Origin of the sequence: Buchnera aphidicola (Meitanaphis flavogallis) (assembly GCA_039830035.1) — a bacterium.
GTDB classification, from domain to species: domain Bacteria; phylum Pseudomonadota; class Gammaproteobacteria; order Enterobacterales; family Enterobacteriaceae; genus Buchnera_B; species Buchnera_B aphidicola_AZ.
Genome location: CP140038.1, coordinates 61,264 through 82,030, shown reverse-complemented (window position 1 = coordinate 82,030; position 20,767 = coordinate 61,264). Strand labels below are relative to the sequence as shown.

Below are 20,767 nucleotides of genomic sequence, written 5' to 3'. Positions count from 1 at the left end.
TTAAAAATACTAAACACATCAGTAACACAATTAAATTATTAATTAATAAAAAAACTATGAGTTAAAGAAGTAATTAATAACTGCCAACCATCAACCAATACAAATAACATTAACTTAAAAGGTAACGATATTGTTGAAGGAGGAACCATCATCATTCCTAAAGCCATAAGAACACTTGCCACTACTAAGTCAATTATCAAAAATGGTATAAAAATAGTAAATCCAATTTGAAAAGCTGTTTTTAATTCGCTAATAACAAACGATGGCAATAAAATTCGCATTGGTACTTCTTCTTTTGTAGCAAAATGAGAAATATTAGCTAATTTTGAAAAAAAAATTAAATCATTTTCACGAGTTTGCTGAATCATGAACTGATGTAATGGTTTCATACCTTGTGTAATAGCTGTATCTATATTAATTTTGTCTTCACTAAATGGTAAATATGCATCTTGATAAATTTTATCAAATACAGGAGCCATAATAAAAAAAGTTAAAAAAAGAGATAAGCCTAATAAAATTTGATTTGGAGGTGAATAAGGCGTTCCTAAAGCATTGCGTAATAAACTAAATACAATAATAATTCTAGAAAAACTAGTCATCATTAATAACACAGGTGAAATAAACGTTAAAGATGTAATAAATACCAATGTTTGCAACGATAAAGACCAATTTTCCTTTCCATGCAACAACGAATAACTAGATAAAGTAGAGGTTTCTGAATATACCATAGGACACAATAATAACAGTAAAAATAATGATATTGTTTTATACATCATATTTTTTATTCCAAAAACGTTTAGTCAACCTCTTTATTGTATTATTAACAAATAGTAGTGGTTTTATATAATAGTTGTTTATCTTTTTAAATAGGTAATAATTCCCAAAAAAAAAAAAAAAAAAAAAAAAAAAAAAAATATTTTTTGAACATAGAAATCCTCAATTGACTAATATCAATGATTAAATATTTTCATCAAATATCAATAATTTACATAATTAAATACAATATTTATTTTTTTAATTATTGATCTTGTTAAAAAGATAAAATACTTAAAAATAAACGAAAAAAAAAAAAAAAAAAAAAAAAAAGAGAGAAATATTGTTTGAGGTAATTTCCATCCAATATAGTTTCTTTTAAATCTAAAACAATAGTGCTTTCATGAAATACAATTGATATTTCTTATAATATCTATTAATAAATTATTCACCATTATTTTTATGATAAGTATTTTTTTAAATATTCAAATTAGAAATAGAAATACTAATCACTTTGAAAAATGGCATTACAATTTTTAAATATATTATTTCTATTAAACCAAGTACAAACAGTACCTACAAACTTTATTTCATAATTTTAATAATTAATTCACATTATTTAAATTATTTGAAGTATCAATTATATCAGTAATTCTAATACCATATTTTTCTTCTACAATTACTAATTCTCCTTTTGCAATAACAAATTGATTTGCTAATATGTTTAATGGTTCACCTGAATATTTATCTAGAGTTAATATAGAATCTTTATTTAAGTTCAAAATATCTCTAACTTTTAGTTTAATATTTCCTAATTCAACTGTAACATTAACTGGAATATCTATAACAAAATTTATATTATTTGATTCTTGTATGAATGGCTTGGAAGAAATTATCCTGTCATCTTTTTTTATTTTTTTTTTATCTAAGTTTGTTTTAAATTTATCTATGCTATCACTATTTTTATTTTCAACTACATTTTTTATGTCATTCATTAATGATATCCTAATTATTTTATTTTAAATTTAAAAAATCTTTTACAAAAAAAGCATGTTTTTTTTTATACATTTTATATTTTCCTACTAATATAGGAACATCATAAGAACACGCCATAATATCTTCTGGAGTATTTATAGGAATAATATCACCAATCTTAAGTTTCAAAATATGAGATAATAACAATGAAAAATTAACTAATTTAACATCTAAATGTATTTCCATATCATATAACATTGGCAATGATATCTGATCTATTTTTTTTTTTGTTACATGATTTTTTTTATATGTATTTACTAATTTTTCTTTATATTTCTTAATTATAGCAAACGGAAAACAAATATTTAAATATCCTAATATACTACCAAAATGTAATTTAAAAATAGTAAATAAAAAAATATCATTATTATCACATATATGTTTAAAACTAGATTTTTTAATTAATTGAAAATTAGAGAACTTAAGATCTATATTATACTTATTTTTCCAGGAAACACTGTATATAGTTTCAATCATATGTAACATTTTATTCATAATGTTTATTTCAGACATAGTTAATTGATCAGTATCATTTCTAAACGTTTCATCTATATTTTGACCTCCAAATACAATATCTATAATTGATGGTATGATGTTATTAGATAAACTAATCATTCCTGTTTCCAAAGATGGAAAAATTTGAAAATAACTTGAAAACCTAGAACTTAAAAAATTATTTTTACATTCATTGTATCTCTCTAATCGAATATTATCTAACTCAAGACTACATTCAATATTAATAACATCAAATAAAGCTGAAGACACTTGCTTAGAAAAAAGATCAAAAATGATTATTAATGATTTCTTAGTTTGATGCATTGTATAATAATCTATATTTGAATTGTAAATACAAATTTTTTTGATCTTTTGGATTTCATTACTTATATCATCTTTTTTAACTTTTAAAATAACATTATTTATCATTAATATACCCTAAGGAATAAATACTAATTTAAAAAATATATTATCATTATAAAGTATCAATTTGATCTTAAACTAAAAAAGACTATTACATGTAGTACTAAAAATAAGCTAGTTCAAAAGACAAATTTTACAATACTATATTTATTAAATATAAATATTAATAATTTTTTTTAAATTCAAATTTCGAATAATAATATCTTCAAATTTAATTTTAAATCTACAGACAGAACTTCGTAAATTAGAGCTTGCAAATTTCAAAATTTTTCTTAAAATACTATTATTAGAAATTAAATTTAACTGTAGTAATATTATCATTACTAATCGTTAATCATATAAATATAAAAAACTTAAAAATATTTTAAATTTAAAAAAGACTATCATTTTTGTTCTTAAAAAACAGTAATAATTCTTTATAAATATATTTGGTTCAATTTTTTAAATTCAGATCATATCTTGATCGTAAAGAAAAACAATTTTTTCATTGCAATATAACTTATACAATATAAATTTATAAAAAAAGTTATACGCATAGATTTTCTAAATAGAATTAATCATGATATTAATATCTTTTTTGTAACATATTTTTTAAATACAAAAAATAACTAAAATACATAACGTTTAAATTTTTAAAACAAATAATAAAACCAACAAAATTAATTATAGTTAATATATATTATATCTCAATTTTCTTATCTTATTATACAAATAATTAATATATCTTTTAATATTTCCGCTTAGAATTTATAAGTTAGTAAATAATTCTTCTAATGAAATGCATCATTCTATATGCTTAAAATATTATAAATTATCTTTATAAAAATAAAAAAACTAAAAATAAACATCACTAAAAAATATATTATTAATACCTAAAACTGCTTAATCTATATTTAATTTTACTTATTAATATGATAATACAAATATTAGTCGTATTTTTATTCTTTACGATATATTTTTACATAATTTTCATAAAAAAAGTTTCATTGAATATTTTTAGAAATAAAGCTCGAAATATGTTTAAAATTTAATTATCGAAGATCATGTTCATTTTTATATCATAAATCTAACATCACAAAAAATATAATTTTTTAAATAATCAAAACATAGTTTACTTTTTTGTTAAAAAGGATTTTTGAACATATTCATCAGTCTGTATTTGTTCTTCTAATTTCATCATTCGAAGATCATGCTTTAATAATTTTAAAACAATAGTTTTCCACATTTTTAATTTATATTGATGTTTTTCCCATAAAGTAAAATATTTGTGATATTGTTGTTCATATTGAATCATAGCTCTTTTTTGTTTTCTAACTCCTTTTATTAAAGAAGAAATAAAAAAATCATAATTTTTTAATTCAAAACCAAAAATTCCACAAGTAATTTGGCTATTTAATTTCACCAAATATTCATTTTGATATTTTAACAATAAATCAATTTGTTCTTGAATCTTATGTTTATTTAAAATAATTGTTTTTAAAATTAGTGATAGTTGTTGATTTTTTTTTTATCAAGTGTTTCTAATAAACTAATAGATTTTTTATTTTTAAACATATATTCTCACAATTTTCATTTAATTAAAAAGCGCATACAAATCTTTTTTAGATTCAATAAAAGTACTTTTTTCATGCATACCTTGTTGTAAAAATTTTTTTAATTTAGGTAATAAATCCAATGCCATATCTAATTCTGAATTAGTGCCTGCAACGTACGCTCCTACATTAATTAGATCTTGATTACGTTGATAACAAGATATTAATTTTTTAAAATGACGAGCTTTAGAATCATGTATAGTATCCACAATATTCGACATAACTCTACTAATAGAAGCTTCAATGTCAATAGCAGGATAATGACCAGATTCAGCATATTCTCGAGATAATATAATATGTCCATCTAAAATAGACCTAGCAGAATTTGAAATAGGATCGTATGCATCTTCTTCTTCTGTTAATACTGTGTAAAAAGCTGTAATAGAACTACTTTTTTTTCTTCCATTTCCTGCTCTCTCTATCAAAGAAGATATTTTAGAAAATACAGATGGAGGGTAACCTTTTGTAGCTGGTAATTCTCCTATAGACAAAGCTATTTCTCGATGAGCCATAGCATAACGAGTTAAAGAATCCATTATCAATAATACATGATAATTTTTATCTCGAAAATATTCAGCAATACGAACGGCATAGTTAGCTCCTTGTACCTGTAATAAAGGAGAAAACTCAGCAGGAGATGCAATAATTACCGATTTTTTCAATGCTTCTTTAGTCAAAATAGTTTCAATGAATTCTTTTACTTCTCGACCACGTTCTCCTATTAATCCTAATATAACTACATCAGCTCCAGTGTATTTAGTCATCATTCCCAACAATACACTTTTTCCTAATCCAGAACTAGAAAATAATCCAATTCTTTGTCCTCTTCCAATCGTTAATAATGCATTAATTGTACGAATTCCAGTATCTAATACATCTGTAATAGGATGTCGATGTAAAGGATTAATAACAGAATAAGATAATGTTTTTTGATATTTTTTATTAATTTCTTTTAAATCATCCAACGGTTTTCCAGTACTATCTAGAACTCGACCTAAAAGTTCTTCACAAATCGGTAATTTGTTAACAACATAATACATCCCATTCGACATTTTTGGTCTTACTCGAGAACCTGGAACAACACTATCTATATTGCTTAATGGCATTAAAAATAGTATCCCATTTTTAAATCCAACTACTTCAGCTTCTATTTCGTCTATACTGTTAACTTCTAGAGTTTTTCCTATATAACAAATAGATCCAACAGACAATTGTAATCCACTTACTTCTAAAATTGATCCATTGAATCCTACCAAACGTCCATAATTAATTATACTTGGAAAATTAATTATTTCTTGTTCAAGAACTAATAATTTTTGAATCCATTTTTCTGTTCGTAAAATCATCACCCTTCCTTTTTTAAAATTAATCTACATAATTCACTCCAACGTCCAACAACAGTGGAATCCAAAATAGTATCTCCTAAAAATACTGTGCATCCTCCTCTAGATATTTTTTTGTCCAATAACACTGTCCATCCATACTTTAAAAAAACTTCTCCAAAATGATTTTCAACTATTTTTTTATCCTGAGGATTAATCAATATTTTCGGTTTTTTAAAAACCATTTGTTCGTTTTTAAGTATCATCTTAATTTTTTTTAGTAGTTGTTTATCATCTGAAAATAAAGTATTTTCTATAACTTTTTTGGAAATATTCAATACTAAATATACTAAACGAGAAGATATAACATCATCTAATGCTATTAATGACTGTTCAAAATTTGATAAAAATGTATTCATTTGAACTAATATACAATCACTTTTTTTATTAAATTCTAATAATGCTTTATCAAATCCTACAGAAAACCCTTCTTTTTCTCCTTTACAAAATCCTGTTTCATAGTTATGTTCGTTTCCATCATTTATACAAATGTTTGTGTCTTTATTAACAACAGAATAACTATTTTTATCATGTATTTCTTTTGTTAGTTTATCGCGCTTTTCAGACATTATACGTGCACTGTCTAATTTATTACCATCGTTTTTTTCTATTTCTTCTGGATACCATTTTTTCCAAGTCATTTTTGATACAAATCGATACATAAATATTCCTATATTATAACTAAAAGTTAACTCAATATCATTTAAAGAACTTTGTTACAATATTTAACAAATTAGTTTGCTTTTCTTTAATAATATCTATTGACACAGAGGGTTTTTCAATAAAATAAGTTCTTAAATAATCAGAATCATCTTTAGACATATTTTTTAAAATTTTTTCTTTTAATAATTCACTGGACGTCACTATAGCAATTGACAATTCATCTAGTGTAGTTTCTTGAATCATACGTTGAATTTGAAGATCATCCAGATGTATAATATCTTCAAAAACAAACATTTTTAACTTAATAATATTTGCTAATTTTTGATTAGATTTTTCAATTTTACTTATAATTTTCTGTTCTTGATCATACGTCATAGACCTCAATAATTCTATAATAGTAGCAATTCCATCTTTATTAGATATAATTTTTTTGTTTTCTTCTAATATATAATTAATAATTTTGATAAATTCATTTTCTCCTGATTTTTTTAAACCAGTAAACTGAGAAATTCTTAAAATTACGTCTAAACTTAATTTCTCTTCTAAACAAGATAAAATAGCTGCTGCTTGATTTGGATTAAGATAAACCAATATTGTCGTAATAATTTGCGGATGTTCACGTTTTATTAAATTAGCAATATTTGAAGGACGCATGATATTCAATTGTTGAATACTATACATAATATTTTCTTTATCTTTAATTTCACTTAATAAAATTTTTGCATCTTTATCACCTAACACTTTTTTAGATAAAGCAATAATATAGTTTGTATTAACCGTAGAAAAATCATTTGTGGAAAAATTACTATTGAAATCAGATATTACCTGATCAACAATAGTACGAGGAACTTTTTTTAAATTTAACATACATTTGATAAGATCCTGAATCTCTGAAAATGATAACTCCTGTAATACCTTAGTAGCTTGATCTAAACCAATTGTAATTAATAAAATAGCACTTTTTTTAACACCATCTAAATTAGTCATTTTCATCACCACTATTCATCCATTTTCGAATAATCATAGCTACCACATGTGAATCACTTTTAGATAAATTACTGAAACCTATTTCTGAAGACACATTTTGTAAATGTGTTGTAGTCATATTTTGTCTTTTCACATCACTATTTTTTGATGTAGATTGTGAAAAATCATCTTTGAATTTATTTTTTTGCAATATTTTTTTAGTAAAAAAAACTTTATACAAACAATATAAAACTATCAATAAAACTACAATAATACCATATTGAAATATCTCATTAAGAAATAAAGGCCTATTCCAAAAAGAAATATCTTGATATATATGAACTGGAGGTTTGATAAATAAAGAACTTACTACAGAAATAGCATCTCCTCTTTCTGAAGAAAAACCGATTGCTGCTCGAATTAAATTCTCAATTTTATTTATTTGATAAGGACTTAAAGACACTAAATCTCCATTTTTATCACGAATATAATTTATTACAACAGCAGCTGATAATCGTGTCACATCACCTATTTGTAATTTACTATGCAAGATAGTACGATCTAATTCATAATTAATAACATAATTTTGATTAGTACTAGATTTTGGTAATTCTGACGAATTATTAATACGTTTGTTAACTAAATTATTCAATGACGTTTCTTTAGATGAAAAACCACGCGTACTATCAAAATTAGAAGACGATTTATTTAAAGAAGAATTAGGAGAAACAGAGTCATTCACGTATTTTTCATTTAATTCTACATTACTATCGTTTTGATGGGATCGAATAGATTTACTATTATTGTTATAATTTGGTTTATATTTTTCTTCCGTTCTATCCCTTTTGTCAAAATTTATTTGAGCTGTAACTTGAGCATGCACATTATTTAAACCTACCAAAGGAATTAAAATATTTTCTATTCTTTGCTTATAGTGCTCCTCAACTACATCAGAATATTTTAATTTAACATCATCAATATTATTATCAAAAAAATCATGATTGTTTAACAATCTTCCTTTTTGATCAATAATAGTAATATTATCAATAGACAGTCCAGATATACTTCCAGATACCATATGTAAAATTGCATTAATTTGATTGGAACTAATATTTGAATCTTCCTTAATTTCTAAAATGACGGAAGCAGACGGGGATTTTTTATCTTGAATAAACAAAGAAGGTTTTGGTAAAGCTATATGTACCCTAGCTGTCTTAATATTATTCAGTTGTTGTATAGTTCTAGATAACTCTCCTTCTAACGCCCTTTGATAATTTATTTGTTCATTGAATTGACTAATACCAAATTTTTCTTGATCTAGTAACTCAAATCCTACATTGTTTTTTTTAGGCAATCCTTGTTCAGACAAATTAATTCGAACTTCTTGCAAACTATTCTCTGGAACTAATAATGCACTATGATTATCATTAAACTTAAATGGAACATTCATATGTATCAATTGAGAAACAATTGATCGCTCATCTTCATTAGATAAATTATTATAAAGTACATGATAATTCGAAGATCTAAAAAAAAATGTAAAAAATATTATTATTAATAATGTTAATAATAATATGAAAGTAACACGAAAATTTAATGAAAAAAAAGGAAAATAATACCGTTTATTTTTATCTTTTAAATGAGAATTATTTTTAAAACCAAAATTCATAAACTATTCCTTTAAAAAATTATATATAATTTATAGTTATAGTATTGACACCATATACTTATTGCACAAAATAATTGCTAATAATATTACTTTTATAAAAAAATGAATAAAAAGCGCAGTAAAACATTTTCTCCTATCTAAACTTGTGGTAATATTTATTATATTTTTATTACTTTTTGAGAAAATAACATGTTTACTGATACTATACAAAGCAGTATTAATATATTAAATTCACTTGGAACTTTAATGGATTTAAATGAAGCTAAAGATAAAATATCTCAACAATTTACAGACCAAATGAAAAATGCATGGGATTTACTTAATTTTAATCACAAAGAAACAGATAATCAGTCTAAAAATATCGAACTAAATAAAGATCAACCTATGACTTTAAACGATGTTTTAATTAATTTTCAAAAAAATTTAATATCAACAGAAACAATAATTCAAGTTCGAGATAAACTAATATCTAGTTATCAAGACATCATGAATTTACCAGTTTAGTATTTAATTATTATTAAATGTCACTAATATATTAAATGTTTTAAAACCTAACATTTAATATATTAGCAGTAAATAATTCCAATAATAAATATTAGCACTTTAGCACCATTGTAATATATACGCATATCATAAATTGTTTAAATAGTATAAAATTCAAAACTATATTATTCAAAAAAAAAATTATATAATATTATAACAAAAAGCATTGTATAGTTTTGTAACAAAAAAAACACTTTTTATTTTATAACATTACTAATAATTATCTCTTTAAAATTTTCATTACTATATAAATTATTAAAACTGAATAATAATTCAAAAAATATTTTATAAAATTTAATTAATAAAAAAATTTAAAAAATAAAAAATGCATTATATTGTGGAGTTAAGCGGAATCGAACCGCTATTTTTTGCATGCCATGCAAACGCTCTCCCAATTAAGCTATAACCCCTTTATACAATACAAACAAACATATAACTTAGAACATACTATTACTTCAAAATAATAATAACATGTTACAATTCACTCTAAAATTACATAATAACAAACCTTAAATTATATTATATAAAATATCTTATAAGATTCATTTTCAAAAAAAATCAACTCCTCTATACTAATTATTACTAATATATGATAACGCAGCTTTAATTCTTAATAATGATCTTAATTTTCCTACTCCATATATAACAACGTGTACACTAGGTGAAATAGTATCACCAGTTATAGCGATACGAACAGGCATAGAAACTATTTTAGAAGTCATTTTTAATTCCAACGCTGATGAATTCATAATAATTGATAATTCTTTTAAGTTCCACATTTTAAGATTTAAAATTTTTTTATATATATGTTCTAAAATAACAATAGAGGTCTTTACTAAATACTTTTTAGCTGCATCAATATTAAACATAACATAATTACTATAAAAATAATGAGAAAAAGTAACCATGTCTTGTAAAGTATTATAACGAGAACCAACTAATTCGATTAATGTAATTAAATTTGGACCATTTAAATAGTTGATGTTTTTTCTTTTAAATTGATATTGGAGATGTTTTTCAATAGAACTTCCAGGCAAATTTTTTATATAAAATCGATTTAACCACAATAATTTATTTACATCAACACGACTAGGAGATTTATTAATTCTGCTTAAGGTAAATAATTTTATCATGTCATTCACACTAAATATTTCTTGATTTCCATGCGACCATCCTAATCGTACTATATAATTCAATAACGCTTCCGGCAAATAGCCCTGTAATCTATATTCCGATATACTTGCTACTTCATTTCTTTTTGAAAGCTTATTCCCATTCACGTCTAATATCATTGATGTATGAGCATAGATAGGAATGCGTGCACCTAATGCTTTTAAGATGTTAATCTGACGTGGAGTGTTATTAATATGATCCTCTCCTCTGATCACATGAGTAATATTCATATCACGATCATCTATTACTGAACAAAAATTATATGTAGGAAAACCATTAGTTCTTTGAATAATTACATCATCTAGTTCATTGTTGTCGAACAATATATTCCCTCTAATTACATCAATAAACGATACTTTACCATGTATAGGATTTCGAAATCGCACTACATAACTAACACCATTCTTACCATTATTAATAAGATTCCTACATTTACGATCGTATTTAGGCTTTTTACCAATTAACAGTTGACTTTTTCTTAAAGCAATTAATCTATCACTGGTACAATAACATTTATAGGCTAATCCTAATTGAATCATAGAATTAACAATATCTTTATAATATTCAATTTTATCACTTTGAAAATAAGGTCCTTCATCCCAATGCAAACCTAACCATTTCAAGTTATTTATAATTTCTAAAATTGAATCTTTTTTAAAACGTTTAAAATCTGTATCTTCAATTCGTAATATAAACTTACCTTGTTTACTTTTAGCAAATAACCATGCATATAATGCAGTACGAACACCTCCAATATGCAAACAACCTGTAGGACTTGGAGCAAATCTTGTCGTAACTAACATATTATCCTCAATTTTAATTCAAATATTTTAGCAAAAAAAATAAATAACAAATTTTTATAAAAAAAAGATTGACTCTATATTTCTATTCTTTACAATAGAAATAAAGGGTGATTAGCTCAGTTGGTAGAGCATCTCCTTTACACGGAGGAGGTCGGCGGTTCGATTCCGTCATCACCCATTTATTAAAATACAGGGTCGTTAGCTCAGTTGGTAGAGCAGTTGACTTTTAATCAATTGGTCGCAGGTTCAAATCCTGCACGACCCAAAATATAACTTAACTTCACAAAAAATCTTGAATTATTTTTAAGAAATCCTGTTCTAATATAACTTTTATTTTTAATATTTTAGACTTAACAAATTTGTATCCTGGATTTTTTCCGACTACAATATAATCTGTATTTTTTGACACGTCAGACATAACACGTCCTTCTAACTGACTTATAATACCTTTAATTTCAATACGCGAGAACTTATTCAATGTACCACTAATAACAATTTTTTTCTTAAAAAATGGATTTAATTTCTTTACCGTATTATTATATTGAACATGATTTGAAGATATATTTAAACTATTCGATAAGTTAAAAATAATATCCTGATTATATTTTATATTGATAAAATCAAATAGACTACATGCAGAACTAAATCCAATACCTTTTAATAAAACTAATTCTTGTAACGTAGTATTCATTAAATTTTCCAAGGATAAAAAATGTTTAGCAATAATATTAGATTTAATTGATCCTATTTCTTTAATCCCTAAAGCACATAAAAATTTAGATAGAATAACATTCTTAGATTGATTAATAGAATTAATAATGTTAATTGTAGTTTTTTTTCCAATATCTTCTAAACTAGATAATAAATCAAAATCAAGGTTAAAAAAATCAAAAAAATTTTTTATATAATTTCTATCCACTAATTGACTAATAATTTTATAACCTAGTCCATGAATATTTAATCCATTTTTAGAACAAAAATAATATAATAATTTTTTAAGTCTTCCTTTACATTTTAAACCTCCTGTGCAATATACTTTAGTATACTTTGTATTTAATTTAAGAATAGACTTGCATACTGGACATAAATGTGGAAATACTATTTTTTTTATATTTTTAGAACGATAATCTTTAACAACACTAATTATCTTAGGAATTACATCTCCAGAACGTTTTATTGTAACAATATCACCTATATGTAAATCTAATTTTTTAATTTCATTAAAATTATATAAAGAAACTTTCTTTATAGTTACACCAGAAATAAAAATAGGATTAATCTTAGCAACTGGAGTGATAGCTCCCGTTCTGCCTACGCAATACATGATTCCTATAACTTTAGACAACTTCTCCTGATCAACAAACTTAAATGCCATAGCCCATCTAGGAGCTTTATTAGTACAACCTAATTTATTTTGCAAAATAATAGAATTTACTTTTATAACTATTCCATCAATATTAAAATTTAAAAATTGTCGCATACTATTAATTTTTTTATAAAAACATAAAATATCATAGCTAGAATGAAGTATAGAATTATATCCACTAATAGGTAATCCCCAAAGATTCAATTGTTTTAATCTATCATAATGACTAAAAAGATTAGTATACCTAGGATAATAACCATATCCATAACAACAGAACATCAAATTTTGCATTGCAACATTATTTAAATTTTTTTGACGTAACAACCCAGAAGCGGCATTCCTAGTGTTAGAAAATATTTTTTTGCAATTATTCATTACACTACCATTTAATCGCATTAAATCATTTTTTAACATAAAAATTTCTCCCCTAACTTCTAATTTTTTAGGTATGTTTATTCCATTTAACTTATTAGGAATAGAAGAAATTACACGAACATTATCAGTAACATCTTCTCCTGCAATACCATCACCTCTAGTCATAGCTTGTATTAATATTCCTTTCCTATATACTAAATTTAAAGCTAAACCATCAATTTTTAGTTCACAACAAAAAAAAACTTTTTTTTCTTTTAAAGAAATTTTAATGTTTTTATAAAAGTTTAAAAAATCACTATAGTTAAACACATGATTTAACGATAGCATAGGAGTAATATGTTTGTGTTTTTTAAATCCGATGATTCCAGGAGATCCTATCATCTGCGTGGGAGAACTATTTGCAGTTAAAAGATGCTTATATTTATTTTCTAAATAATGCAATTTTTTGATTAAAAAATCATATCTATTATCAGAAATTTCTGGAGAACCAAGAGAATGATACAAGTATTCATAATAACGAATTTTTTCTTGCAACTTTAATATATAATTTTTTATAAATATCATACAATACCAATTTATTGAATCAAAAAACCATTTAAAACTAACTTTATTACACAAAATAACTTTTAAAAGCAAAATTTATACATTAAATCAAAAAAATGATTATTTTTAAGAAATTTTTACATATCATTACATACATGTCTAAATAATTTAACTCAAAATAAACATTTAATATTGACTTTATTAATGTAAAACTAATTTAATCACATTAACAATAAAATTACATATCATGTAACGATGACATTAATATACAAACTATCATCCTTAAAATAAAAATATTAATAATACTAAAATTACAAAAAATAAAAAATATAAAAAATCTCTTTATCATTAACCACTATAATTAAAAAAATAAAATTATCAATAATCTTAAATATCGAAATCCATTAAACATCAGATATCTCTTAAAATTGTAGAATTTACTATAAAATTAAAAACGATATTCAAAGAAATAAAAAATCAATATATCGGAATAATATATAATGTAAAATGCTTGAAAAGTATATATTGGATAAATAATTTGATAATCCTAAAAATTTGAAATGCATACAACTAATAGTATAAAGATTAAAAAAAACTAAAATATATATATTAAATATTAAATATATCAACTATTATAAAAAATTTTTAATTTACAAAAAATAAAAACACATTTACATTTATTAACACTTATTATAAATAAACGTACTGTAATAACCATCCAATGCTTAAAAATATCACTATAAAATTTATAAAATATAAAAAATAATATATACATTTATATCCAAATACTTTTATTTAAACGTAATTAATATAATAATTACTATATTTAATTAAAAATCTATATTGACTACACAAAAAGACAAAAAAGAAAGTAAGTTAAGTAAGAATATTATCTAAAATAGCACTATTGTGCATCAAAATTACTAAAAACAAATTCTTCCAAAAAATACATAGTTTTTATTCTCTTTTTTTTTGGGAAAAATATTAAAAAAGACACTATCTTCAAATCTCTAAATCACATTAATAAAATTTCATTGCAAAAAATAATTTTTTTGTTTAAAACTACATTACTGTAAAAACACATACTTATTGCATATTAATTAAAATTCATATAATAAGTGACTTATCAACAAACTTAATATTACATATTAAATATAAATTTAAAAATAATACTACTTTTATAATGTATTACACTAACTTTAATTAAATTAAAGTCATAAATATTTTAGAATATTATATACTAATTTTATTTAAGTAATTTAAAATAAAATTAGGGAGAACAACAATGTTTCAAAAAGAAATTGTTATTACTAATCCTCATGGATTACATACTCGTCCTGCTGCACTTTTAGTAAAAGAAGCAAAAAAATTTGTTTCAGAAATTAATATCATTTCTAATGGAAAATCTGTAAATGCAAAAAGTTTATTTAAACTCCAAACACTCGGTTTAGTAAAAAACAGTTTAATAACTATTTCTGCCAATGGTAAGGATGAAAAAATAGCAGTAGAAAATTTAGAAAAATTTATAAAAACACTTAAATAAAAAAATTTGTGTCTTAAAATATTAAATATTATTCAAAGTACAATTTTACCGGAAGTATAACGTTACTTCCGGATAATATATACTAATTAATATAATGTTACCTGAGACCAACAAATTACTATCATAAAAATATAACATATTGTGATGTTAAGGGTAATATTATGATTTCAGGTATTTTAGTATCTCCAGGTATTGCTTTTGGAAATGCATTACTACTCGTAGAAGAAAAAATTATTATTAATCAAAATGCAATTCAACATGATGAAGTAAAACAAGAAATTAAAAAATTCATCCATGGTAAATCTAAAACTATTGATCAACTTCAAATTATAAAACTACAAGTAGCTAAAAATTTTAAAAATGGTAAAGAAGATATTTTTGAAGGACATATTATGTTGGTAGAAGATGAAGAATTGGAAGAAAACATATTATTTCTCATTCAAAAAAAACGATTATCAGCAGAATATGCAACTCAAACTGTTATAGAAAAACAAGCTAAAATATTAGAGCAATTAAACGATGAATATTTACGAAATAGAGCAATCGACATTAGAGATATCGGAAACAGATTAATTAGAAATATACTTAATTTAAATATTATCGATCTCGATCATATTAAAAATCCAGTTATTTTAATAGCCAAAGATTTAACTCCCTCAGAAACTGCTCAAATAAAATTAAATAAAGTATTAGGATTTATTACAGACTTAGGTGGACAAACATCACATACTTCTATTATGGCTCGTTCTCTAGAAATACCTGCAATAGTTGGAACTGGAAACATAACCAAAAAAGTAAATAATAACGATTTCTTAATATTAGATGGCATAAATAATGCTATATTTATCAATCCAAAACCATCTCAAATACAAAAAATCAAAAAATTAAAAAAAAAATACGAACTAGAAAAAAATAATTTAACACAATTAAAATATTTATGTGCAACTACAATAGATGGACATAAAATAAAAATTGGAGCAAATATAGGAACTATTAATGATGTAGTTAATGCCCAGAAATACGGTGCTGAATGTATCGGGCTATACCGAACAGAATTTTTATTTATGAATCGCAATTCTTTCCCTACCGAAGAAGAACAATTCAGAGCATATAAAATAGTAGCAGAAAAAATGAAAGGAAAATCCGTAATAATTAGAACAATGGATATAGGAGGTGATAAAAATCTGTCATATATGAAGGTTCCTAAAGAAGACAATCCTTTTTTAGGTTGGAGAGCTATTCGAATAGCAATGGATAAAAAAGAAATCTTACACGCTCAGTTAACTGCAATATTACGAGCTTCTGCTTTCGGAAAATTAAAAATAATGTTTCCTATGATCATTTCTGTAGAAGAAGTACGAAGTTTAAAAGAAGAACTAAAAAAATTAAAAATCATATTAAAAAATAAAAAAATACAATTTAATTCAAAAATAGAAATAGGAATTATGATAGAAACTCCAGCATCTGCTATAATAGCTCATCACTTAGCAAAAGAAGTAGATTTTTTTAGTATTGGAAGTAACGATTTAACGCAGTATACGCTAGCTGTAGATAGAGGTAATGACTTGATTTCTAATCTATATAATCCAATGAGTCCTTCTGTATTAAACTTAATTCAAAAAGTTATCAATGCTTCCCGAGATGCTGGAAAATGGACAGGTATGTGTGGAGAACTGGCTGGAGATGAGAAAGCTACTGCACTATTACTCGGAATGGGTTTAGATGAATTTAGCATGAGTGCACCAACTATTCCAAGAGTGAAAAAAATAATTCGAACAACAAATTTTTCAGAAGCTATACATCTAGCAAAAAACGTTCTATCTAAACCAACGTCAGAAGAAATAATAAATATTATTAACGAATTTATTAAAAATAGTTAATAAAAATTATTAACAGGACAAAATATGAATTTATTTTCCAATTTTTTTAAAAGTAAAAATATTATATCAAATAATAAAATAAATATTTTTGCTCCATTATCAGGAGATATAGTTAGTCTTGAAAAAGTTCCAGATGTCGTATTTTCAAAAAAAATAGTAGGAGATGGAATAGCTATTGCACCGAATAGTAGCATTATATTATCCCCTATTAATGGAATTATTGGAAAAATATTCAAAACATTACATGCTTTTTCAATCAAATCAAATGAAAACGACGTTGAACTATTTGTACATTTCGGAATAGATACAATTCAATTAAATGGTGTTGGATTCAAAAAACTTGCTCAAGAAAACCAAACTGTAAAAATAGGCGATCCAATTATTGGTCTTGATTTATTTTTATTAAAAAAAACAGCAAAATCTATAATAACACCTATAGTTATATCTAACATAGAAAATTTTAACGAAATAAACAAAAAATCAGGTCAAGTTATTGCAGGTAAGGACATAATTTTTTCTATAAAAAAATAATTTTTATAGGTAAAACGGTATATCATCCATCCGTTTTGCCTATTTTAATTAATTAACTTTCATCAAAATTTTATTCTATATCACAACATGAATGTACATATGTTTAACATGTATTACATTATTATAACTATAATATTAGGAATTATTGAAGGTATTACAGAATTCTTTCCTATTTCATCTACTTGTCACATTATGATTTTTTCTAAAATATTTAAAATAGAAGCTAATGAAGCAAAAACATTAAATTTGTTTATGCAATTAGGTACATCATTATCTATATTATTACATTTCAAAAACACATTTATTACATTACTCTACTCTCTATTAAAAATTAAAAAAAAATATACTTATAATAATCATCTATCATATTACCATATACTGCTTAGCATATTTCCAATTGCATTGCTAGGACTATATTCTCATAAATATATGCAATTTATATTTAATCCTAAAAATATATTATTATCTATAATATGTGGTTCCACATTGTTAATGTTATCCGAAATACTCAAAACCAGAATTAAAAATAAAAACACACATATAAACTTAATTAAATCATTTACTATAGGATGTTTTCAATGTTTAGCATTATTTCCTGGATTTTCTAGATCTTGTTCTACTATTTCTATAGGAATTTTAATAGGTCTTAATCAACGCGTAGCTACATATTTTTCTTTTATTATATCTGTTCCTATTTTTTTCGGAGCAATGATATTAGACATAATTCATGACGTTTCAACTATATCTCATTGTAATATGTGTCTTTTAATAATAGGTTTTTTATCTGCTTTTATTACATCTAAACTGTGTATACGAAAATGTTTAAAAATAGTCAGTACTGGTTCTTTTATACCATTTATCATTTATCGGTTCATGTTATCTATTATAATTTATGTATTTTTTTACCACTAAAATCTTTTCCTAAACTTTTTCTCCATGTATCAACAGCAATCACTCTTAAACGAACCAATTCATTTTTTATTGCGATACCTAAAAAACCTGAATTTAGAATAGGTTTAATTGAAATTTTTTTAGAAATACCAAAAACGCTTTCTAAAAAATCACTTGAATATGCATGTATTCTTTCGTTATGTGTGTTATATATATATAAATTAAGTAATATAGACAATTGTTTTATCCTATCAGGTTTTCTCCATGCATCTATTTTATTAAAAAATAAAATAATTTTTTTCGAAGATTGAAATTGAATAGTACTTAAAAATTTAAAAAAACCAGAGAAAACGATAGACAAGTTTCTTATATGAGATGGAATACGAAAGCGTTGACACAAAATTTTTATAAAATTTTTAGAAATTTCATCACAAATTTGAATAGAAAATAGATTAACATTAAATACTGTAAGTTGACAGATAATATTACATAAATAAGCAAATTGAATTTCTATCTTATGATTCAAATTCGAAATTTTTGCAAGTTCTAAAAAAAAATCAGATTTAAAATAAATTTGTCGACCACATGTATTAATTCTGTATAATTCATACTGGCATGCTAAATTAATTTCAGGAAATACAATAGATAAAGCATTACAATTATATAAAATTTGAAAATAAACATGAGGATTTTTTGTCATCAGAGCTTTTTCTGTTTCTTTCCAAATTCTGTCTTTAGTCAAATATAATAACTCTTTATTTTTTACCATATCGATCATTAACTGCATAGTTTCTTGTGCAATACAAAAACCAAAATGATTAAGTGCTGCAGAAAATCTTGCTACTCTGAGAATTCTCAGAGGATCTTCACAAAAAGAAGATGATACATGCCGTAATATCCTATTTTTTAAATCTTGTAAACCACTAAAAAAATCGATATAATTACCATTTTGATCTTGAGCTATAGCATTAATTGTTAAATCTCTTCGTATTAAATCTTCTTTTAAAGTTACTGTTTGAGAATAATTACTTTTAAATCCTGTATATCCTAAACCGAATTTTTTGTCTATTCTTGCTAAAGAATATTCTTCTTTACTATCTGGATGTAAAAATACTGGAAAATCTTTTCCTACTTTTTTAAAATTTAAATTTAATAATGTTTCAGGTGTAGCTCCAATTACCACCCAATCTCTATCTTTAACAGGAATTCGTAGTAATTTATTTCGAATAGCTCCTCCAACTAAATATATTTTCATAAAAATATTCCTTATACGCATCAACAAATTATATCAGTATAAAATATCATATTTTCCTTAATCATCATTTATAATGATTCTGTAACAAAAAATATTAGAAATATTTATTTTAAATAAATATCATAGTATATTACTATACACGATAATACAGTTCTTAATTAAATTTTAATATAGATTAACTTTAACTCATACTAATATTTTTAATATAAAAAGGTTAAAAATGGAAACATACAGATCTTTATTTTCTATCACTCCATACAAACGTGTTAAAAACGCAATTCAATCCCTTAAATTAGGACATGGAGTAATTATTCTAGATGATATTGACCGTGAAAACGAAGGAGATTTAGTCTTTCCAGCAGAAACAATGACTATAGAACAAATGGCATTAACTATTCGCTATGGAAGTGGAATTGTGTGTTTGTGCATTACAGAATCCAAACGAAAACAACTAGAATTACCTTTTATGGTTAAAAACAACACTAGCAAGTTTGGTACTAATTTTACTATTACTATAGAAGCTGCTCAAGGAGTGTCAACTGGGGTATCTGCTAAAGACAGAATAACAACTATTCGAGCAGCAATTAATGACTATGCTAAACCACAGGATCTGAATCGACCTGGACACGTATTTCCATTGCAAGCACACAAAAATGGCATATTTGGACGATCCGGGCACACAGAAGCTTCTATAGAATTAGTCACCTTAGCAGGATTTAAACCTGCTGGAATACTATGCGAATTAACTAATAAAGATGGATCTATGTCAAAATTGTCTGAAATTATCCAATTTTCGAAATTACATAATATTCCAATATTAACTATTCAAGATTTAAAAAAATATATTACAACTCAAGTATAATAAAAAGACTAAATAACAATATAT

The 20,767-nt window shown here is 23.9% G+C and carries 17 protein-coding genes and 3 tRNA genes; 8 read left to right on the top strand and 12 right to left on the bottom strand.

All coding sequences use genetic code 11. The features are described from left to right. Positions 1–38 precede the first annotated feature (38 nt). The 8 genes from fliP to fliF form a co-directional block, all read right to left on the bottom strand. Positions 39–728, bottom strand: coding sequence for a flagellar type III secretion system pore protein FliP (fliP, locus tag U0T59_00355; GenBank protein XBC43601.1), 690 nt, complete (start codon positions 726–728; stop codon positions 39–41). Between the two features lie 630 nt (positions 729–1,358). Next, positions 1,359–1,748 carry a flagellar motor switch protein FliN gene (fliN, locus tag U0T59_00350; GenBank protein XBC43385.1) on the bottom strand — a complete coding sequence of 130 codons (390 nt, stop codon included), beginning with the start codon at positions 1,746–1,748 and terminating at the stop codon, positions 1,359–1,361. Between the two features lie 19 nt (positions 1,749–1,767). Beyond that, on the bottom strand, positions 1,768–2,712 hold the full coding sequence (locus U0T59_00345; protein ID XBC43384.1) for a FliM/FliN family flagellar motor switch protein: 945 nt from the start codon (positions 2,710–2,712) through the stop codon (positions 1,768–1,770). A gap of 1,105 nt (positions 2,713–3,817) precedes the next feature. Beyond that, positions 3,818–4,174 (bottom strand): flagellar FliJ family protein, encoded by a 357-nt coding sequence (locus tag U0T59_00340; protein ID XBC43600.1) that lies wholly within the window; start codon positions 4,172–4,174, stop codon positions 3,818–3,820. Between the two features lie 105 nt (positions 4,175–4,279). Then, the gene (locus tag U0T59_00335) at positions 4,280–5,644 is read right to left on the bottom strand and encodes a FliI/YscN family ATPase (GenBank protein XBC43383.1); all 1,365 of its coding nucleotides are present in this window, start codon (positions 5,642–5,644) and stop codon (positions 4,280–4,282) included. Beyond that, positions 5,644–6,342 (bottom strand): FliH/SctL family protein, encoded by a 699-nt coding sequence (locus U0T59_00330; protein XBC43382.1) that lies wholly within the window; start codon positions 6,340–6,342, stop codon positions 5,644–5,646. The genes U0T59_00335 and U0T59_00330 overlap by 1 nt, the downstream gene beginning before the upstream one ends. Positions 6,343–6,379: 37 nt before the next feature. Further along, positions 6,380–7,330, bottom strand: coding sequence for a FliG C-terminal domain-containing protein (locus tag U0T59_00325; protein ID XBC43381.1), 951 nt, complete (start codon positions 7,328–7,330; stop codon positions 6,380–6,382). Continuing rightward, positions 7,323–8,978, bottom strand: a complete 1,656-nt coding sequence (gene fliF, locus U0T59_00320; GenBank protein XBC43380.1) for a flagellar basal-body MS-ring/collar protein FliF — start codon at positions 8,976–8,978, stop codon at positions 7,323–7,325. The genes U0T59_00325 and fliF overlap by 8 nt, the downstream gene beginning before the upstream one ends. A gap of 189 nt (positions 8,979–9,167) precedes the next feature. Here fliF and U0T59_00315 point away from each other — a divergent pair, with 189 nt between their 5' ends. Next, a complete protein-coding gene (locus U0T59_00315; protein ID XBC43379.1) occupies positions 9,168–9,482 on the top strand; it encodes a flagellar hook-basal body complex protein FliE in 315 nt (104 codons plus the stop codon). A 377-nt stretch (positions 9,483–9,859) separates the two neighbouring features. On the opposite strand, the gene U0T59_00310 is transcribed toward U0T59_00315, so the two are convergent. Both U0T59_00310 and gltX read right to left on the bottom strand, forming a co-directional pair. Further along, positions 9,860–9,931: transfer RNA gene (locus U0T59_00310), tRNA-Ala, on the bottom strand. Between the two features lie 162 nt (positions 9,932–10,093). Continuing rightward, positions 10,094–11,497, bottom strand: coding sequence for a glutamate--tRNA ligase (gene gltX, locus U0T59_00305; protein ID XBC43378.1), 1,404 nt, complete (start codon positions 11,495–11,497; stop codon positions 10,094–10,096). A gap of 105 nt (positions 11,498–11,602) precedes the next feature. Here gltX and U0T59_00300 point away from each other — a divergent pair. Together U0T59_00300 and U0T59_00295 are read left to right on the top strand one after the other, a co-directional pair. Beyond that, a tRNA-Val gene (locus U0T59_00300) sits at positions 11,603–11,675 on the top strand. Between the two features lie 14 nt (positions 11,676–11,689). After that, positions 11,690–11,762: transfer RNA gene (locus U0T59_00295), tRNA-Lys, on the top strand. A gap of 15 nt (positions 11,763–11,777) precedes the next feature. Here the strand turns inward: U0T59_00295 and ligA are convergent. After that, positions 11,778–13,802, bottom strand: a complete 2,025-nt coding sequence (gene ligA, locus U0T59_00290; protein XBC43377.1) for an NAD-dependent DNA ligase LigA — start codon at positions 13,800–13,802, stop codon at positions 11,778–11,780. 1,264 nt (positions 13,803–15,066) lie between these two features. Here ligA and U0T59_00285 point away from each other — a divergent pair. From U0T59_00285 to U0T59_00270, 4 genes are all read left to right on the top strand, one after another. Next, a complete protein-coding gene (locus tag U0T59_00285) occupies positions 15,067–15,324 on the top strand; it encodes an HPr family phosphocarrier protein (protein ID XBC43376.1) in 258 nt (85 codons plus the stop codon). 161 nt (positions 15,325–15,485) lie between these two features. After that, positions 15,486–17,204 carry a phosphoenolpyruvate-protein phosphotransferase PtsI gene (gene ptsI, locus U0T59_00280; GenBank protein ID XBC43375.1) on the top strand — a complete coding sequence of 573 codons (1,719 nt, stop codon included), beginning with the start codon at positions 15,486–15,488 and terminating at the stop codon, positions 17,202–17,204. Between the two features lie 24 nt (positions 17,205–17,228). Then, a complete protein-coding gene (gene crr / locus U0T59_00275; protein XBC43374.1) occupies positions 17,229–17,735 on the top strand; it encodes a PTS glucose transporter subunit IIA in 507 nt (168 codons plus the stop codon). A gap of 108 nt (positions 17,736–17,843) precedes the next feature. After that, positions 17,844–18,647: an undecaprenyl-diphosphate phosphatase gene (locus U0T59_00270; protein XBC43373.1), complete on the top strand. Its 804-nt coding sequence runs from the start codon at positions 17,844–17,846 to the stop codon at positions 18,645–18,647. On the opposite strand, the gene U0T59_00265 is transcribed toward U0T59_00270, so the two are convergent. After that, positions 18,619–19,881, bottom strand: a complete 1,263-nt coding sequence (locus U0T59_00265; GenBank protein ID XBC43372.1) for a tRNA CCA-pyrophosphorylase — start codon at positions 19,879–19,881, stop codon at positions 18,619–18,621. The two genes, U0T59_00270 and U0T59_00265, sit on opposite strands and share 29 nt — an antisense overlap. 220 nt (positions 19,882–20,101) lie before the next feature. Between U0T59_00265 and ribB the strand changes: the two genes are divergently transcribed. After that, complete coding sequence (gene ribB / locus U0T59_00260) at positions 20,102–20,743, top strand: 3,4-dihydroxy-2-butanone-4-phosphate synthase (GenBank protein ID XBC43371.1); 642 nt, start codon at positions 20,102–20,104, stop codon at positions 20,741–20,743. Positions 20,744–20,767: the final 24 nt, after the last annotated feature.

What these genes read in the sequence shown, in the direction of transcription:
- fliP (XBC43601.1), bottom strand. Translation starts at nt 728, where the DNA reads ATGGTATATTCAGAAACCTCTACTTTATCTAGTTATTCGTTGTTGCAT.
- fliN (XBC43385.1), bottom strand. Translation starts at nt 1,748, where the DNA reads ATGAATGACATAAAAAATGTAGTTGAAAATAAAAATAGTGATAGCATA.
- U0T59_00345 (XBC43384.1), bottom strand. Translation starts at nt 2,712, where the DNA reads ATGATAAATAATGTTATTTTAAAAGTTAAAAAAGATGATATAAGTAAT.
- U0T59_00335 (XBC43383.1), bottom strand. Translation starts at nt 5,644, where the DNA reads ATGATTTTACGAACAGAAAAATGGATTCAAAAATTATTAGTTCTTGAA.
- U0T59_00330 (XBC43382.1), bottom strand. Translation starts at nt 6,342, where the DNA reads ATGTATCGATTTGTATCAAAAATGACTTGGAAAAAATGGTATCCAGAA.
- U0T59_00325 (XBC43381.1), bottom strand. Translation starts at nt 7,330, where the DNA reads ATGACTAATTTAGATGGTGTTAAAAAAAGTGCTATTTTATTAATTACA.
- fliF (XBC43380.1), bottom strand. Translation starts at nt 8,978, where the DNA reads ATGAATTTTGGTTTTAAAAATAATTCTCATTTAAAAGATAAAAATAAA.
- U0T59_00315 (XBC43379.1), top strand. Translation starts at nt 9,168, where the DNA reads ATGTTTACTGATACTATACAAAGCAGTATTAATATATTAAATTCACTT.
- gltX (XBC43378.1), bottom strand. Translation starts at nt 11,497, where the DNA reads ATGTTAGTTACGACAAGATTTGCTCCAAGTCCTACAGGTTGTTTGCAT.
- ligA (XBC43377.1), bottom strand. Translation starts at nt 13,802, where the DNA reads ATGATATTTATAAAAAATTATATATTAAAGTTGCAAGAAAAAATTCGT.
- U0T59_00285 (XBC43376.1), top strand. Translation starts at nt 15,067, where the DNA reads ATGTTTCAAAAAGAAATTGTTATTACTAATCCTCATGGATTACATACT.
- ptsI (XBC43375.1), top strand. Translation starts at nt 15,486, where the DNA reads ATGATTTCAGGTATTTTAGTATCTCCAGGTATTGCTTTTGGAAATGCA.
- crr (XBC43374.1), top strand. Translation starts at nt 17,229, where the DNA reads ATGAATTTATTTTCCAATTTTTTTAAAAGTAAAAATATTATATCAAAT.
- U0T59_00270 (XBC43373.1), top strand. Translation starts at nt 17,844, where the DNA reads ATGTATTACATTATTATAACTATAATATTAGGAATTATTGAAGGTATT.
- U0T59_00265 (XBC43372.1), bottom strand. Translation starts at nt 19,881, where the DNA reads ATGAAAATATATTTAGTTGGAGGAGCTATTCGAAATAAATTACTACGA.
- ribB (XBC43371.1), top strand. Translation starts at nt 20,102, where the DNA reads ATGGAAACATACAGATCTTTATTTTCTATCACTCCATACAAACGTGTT.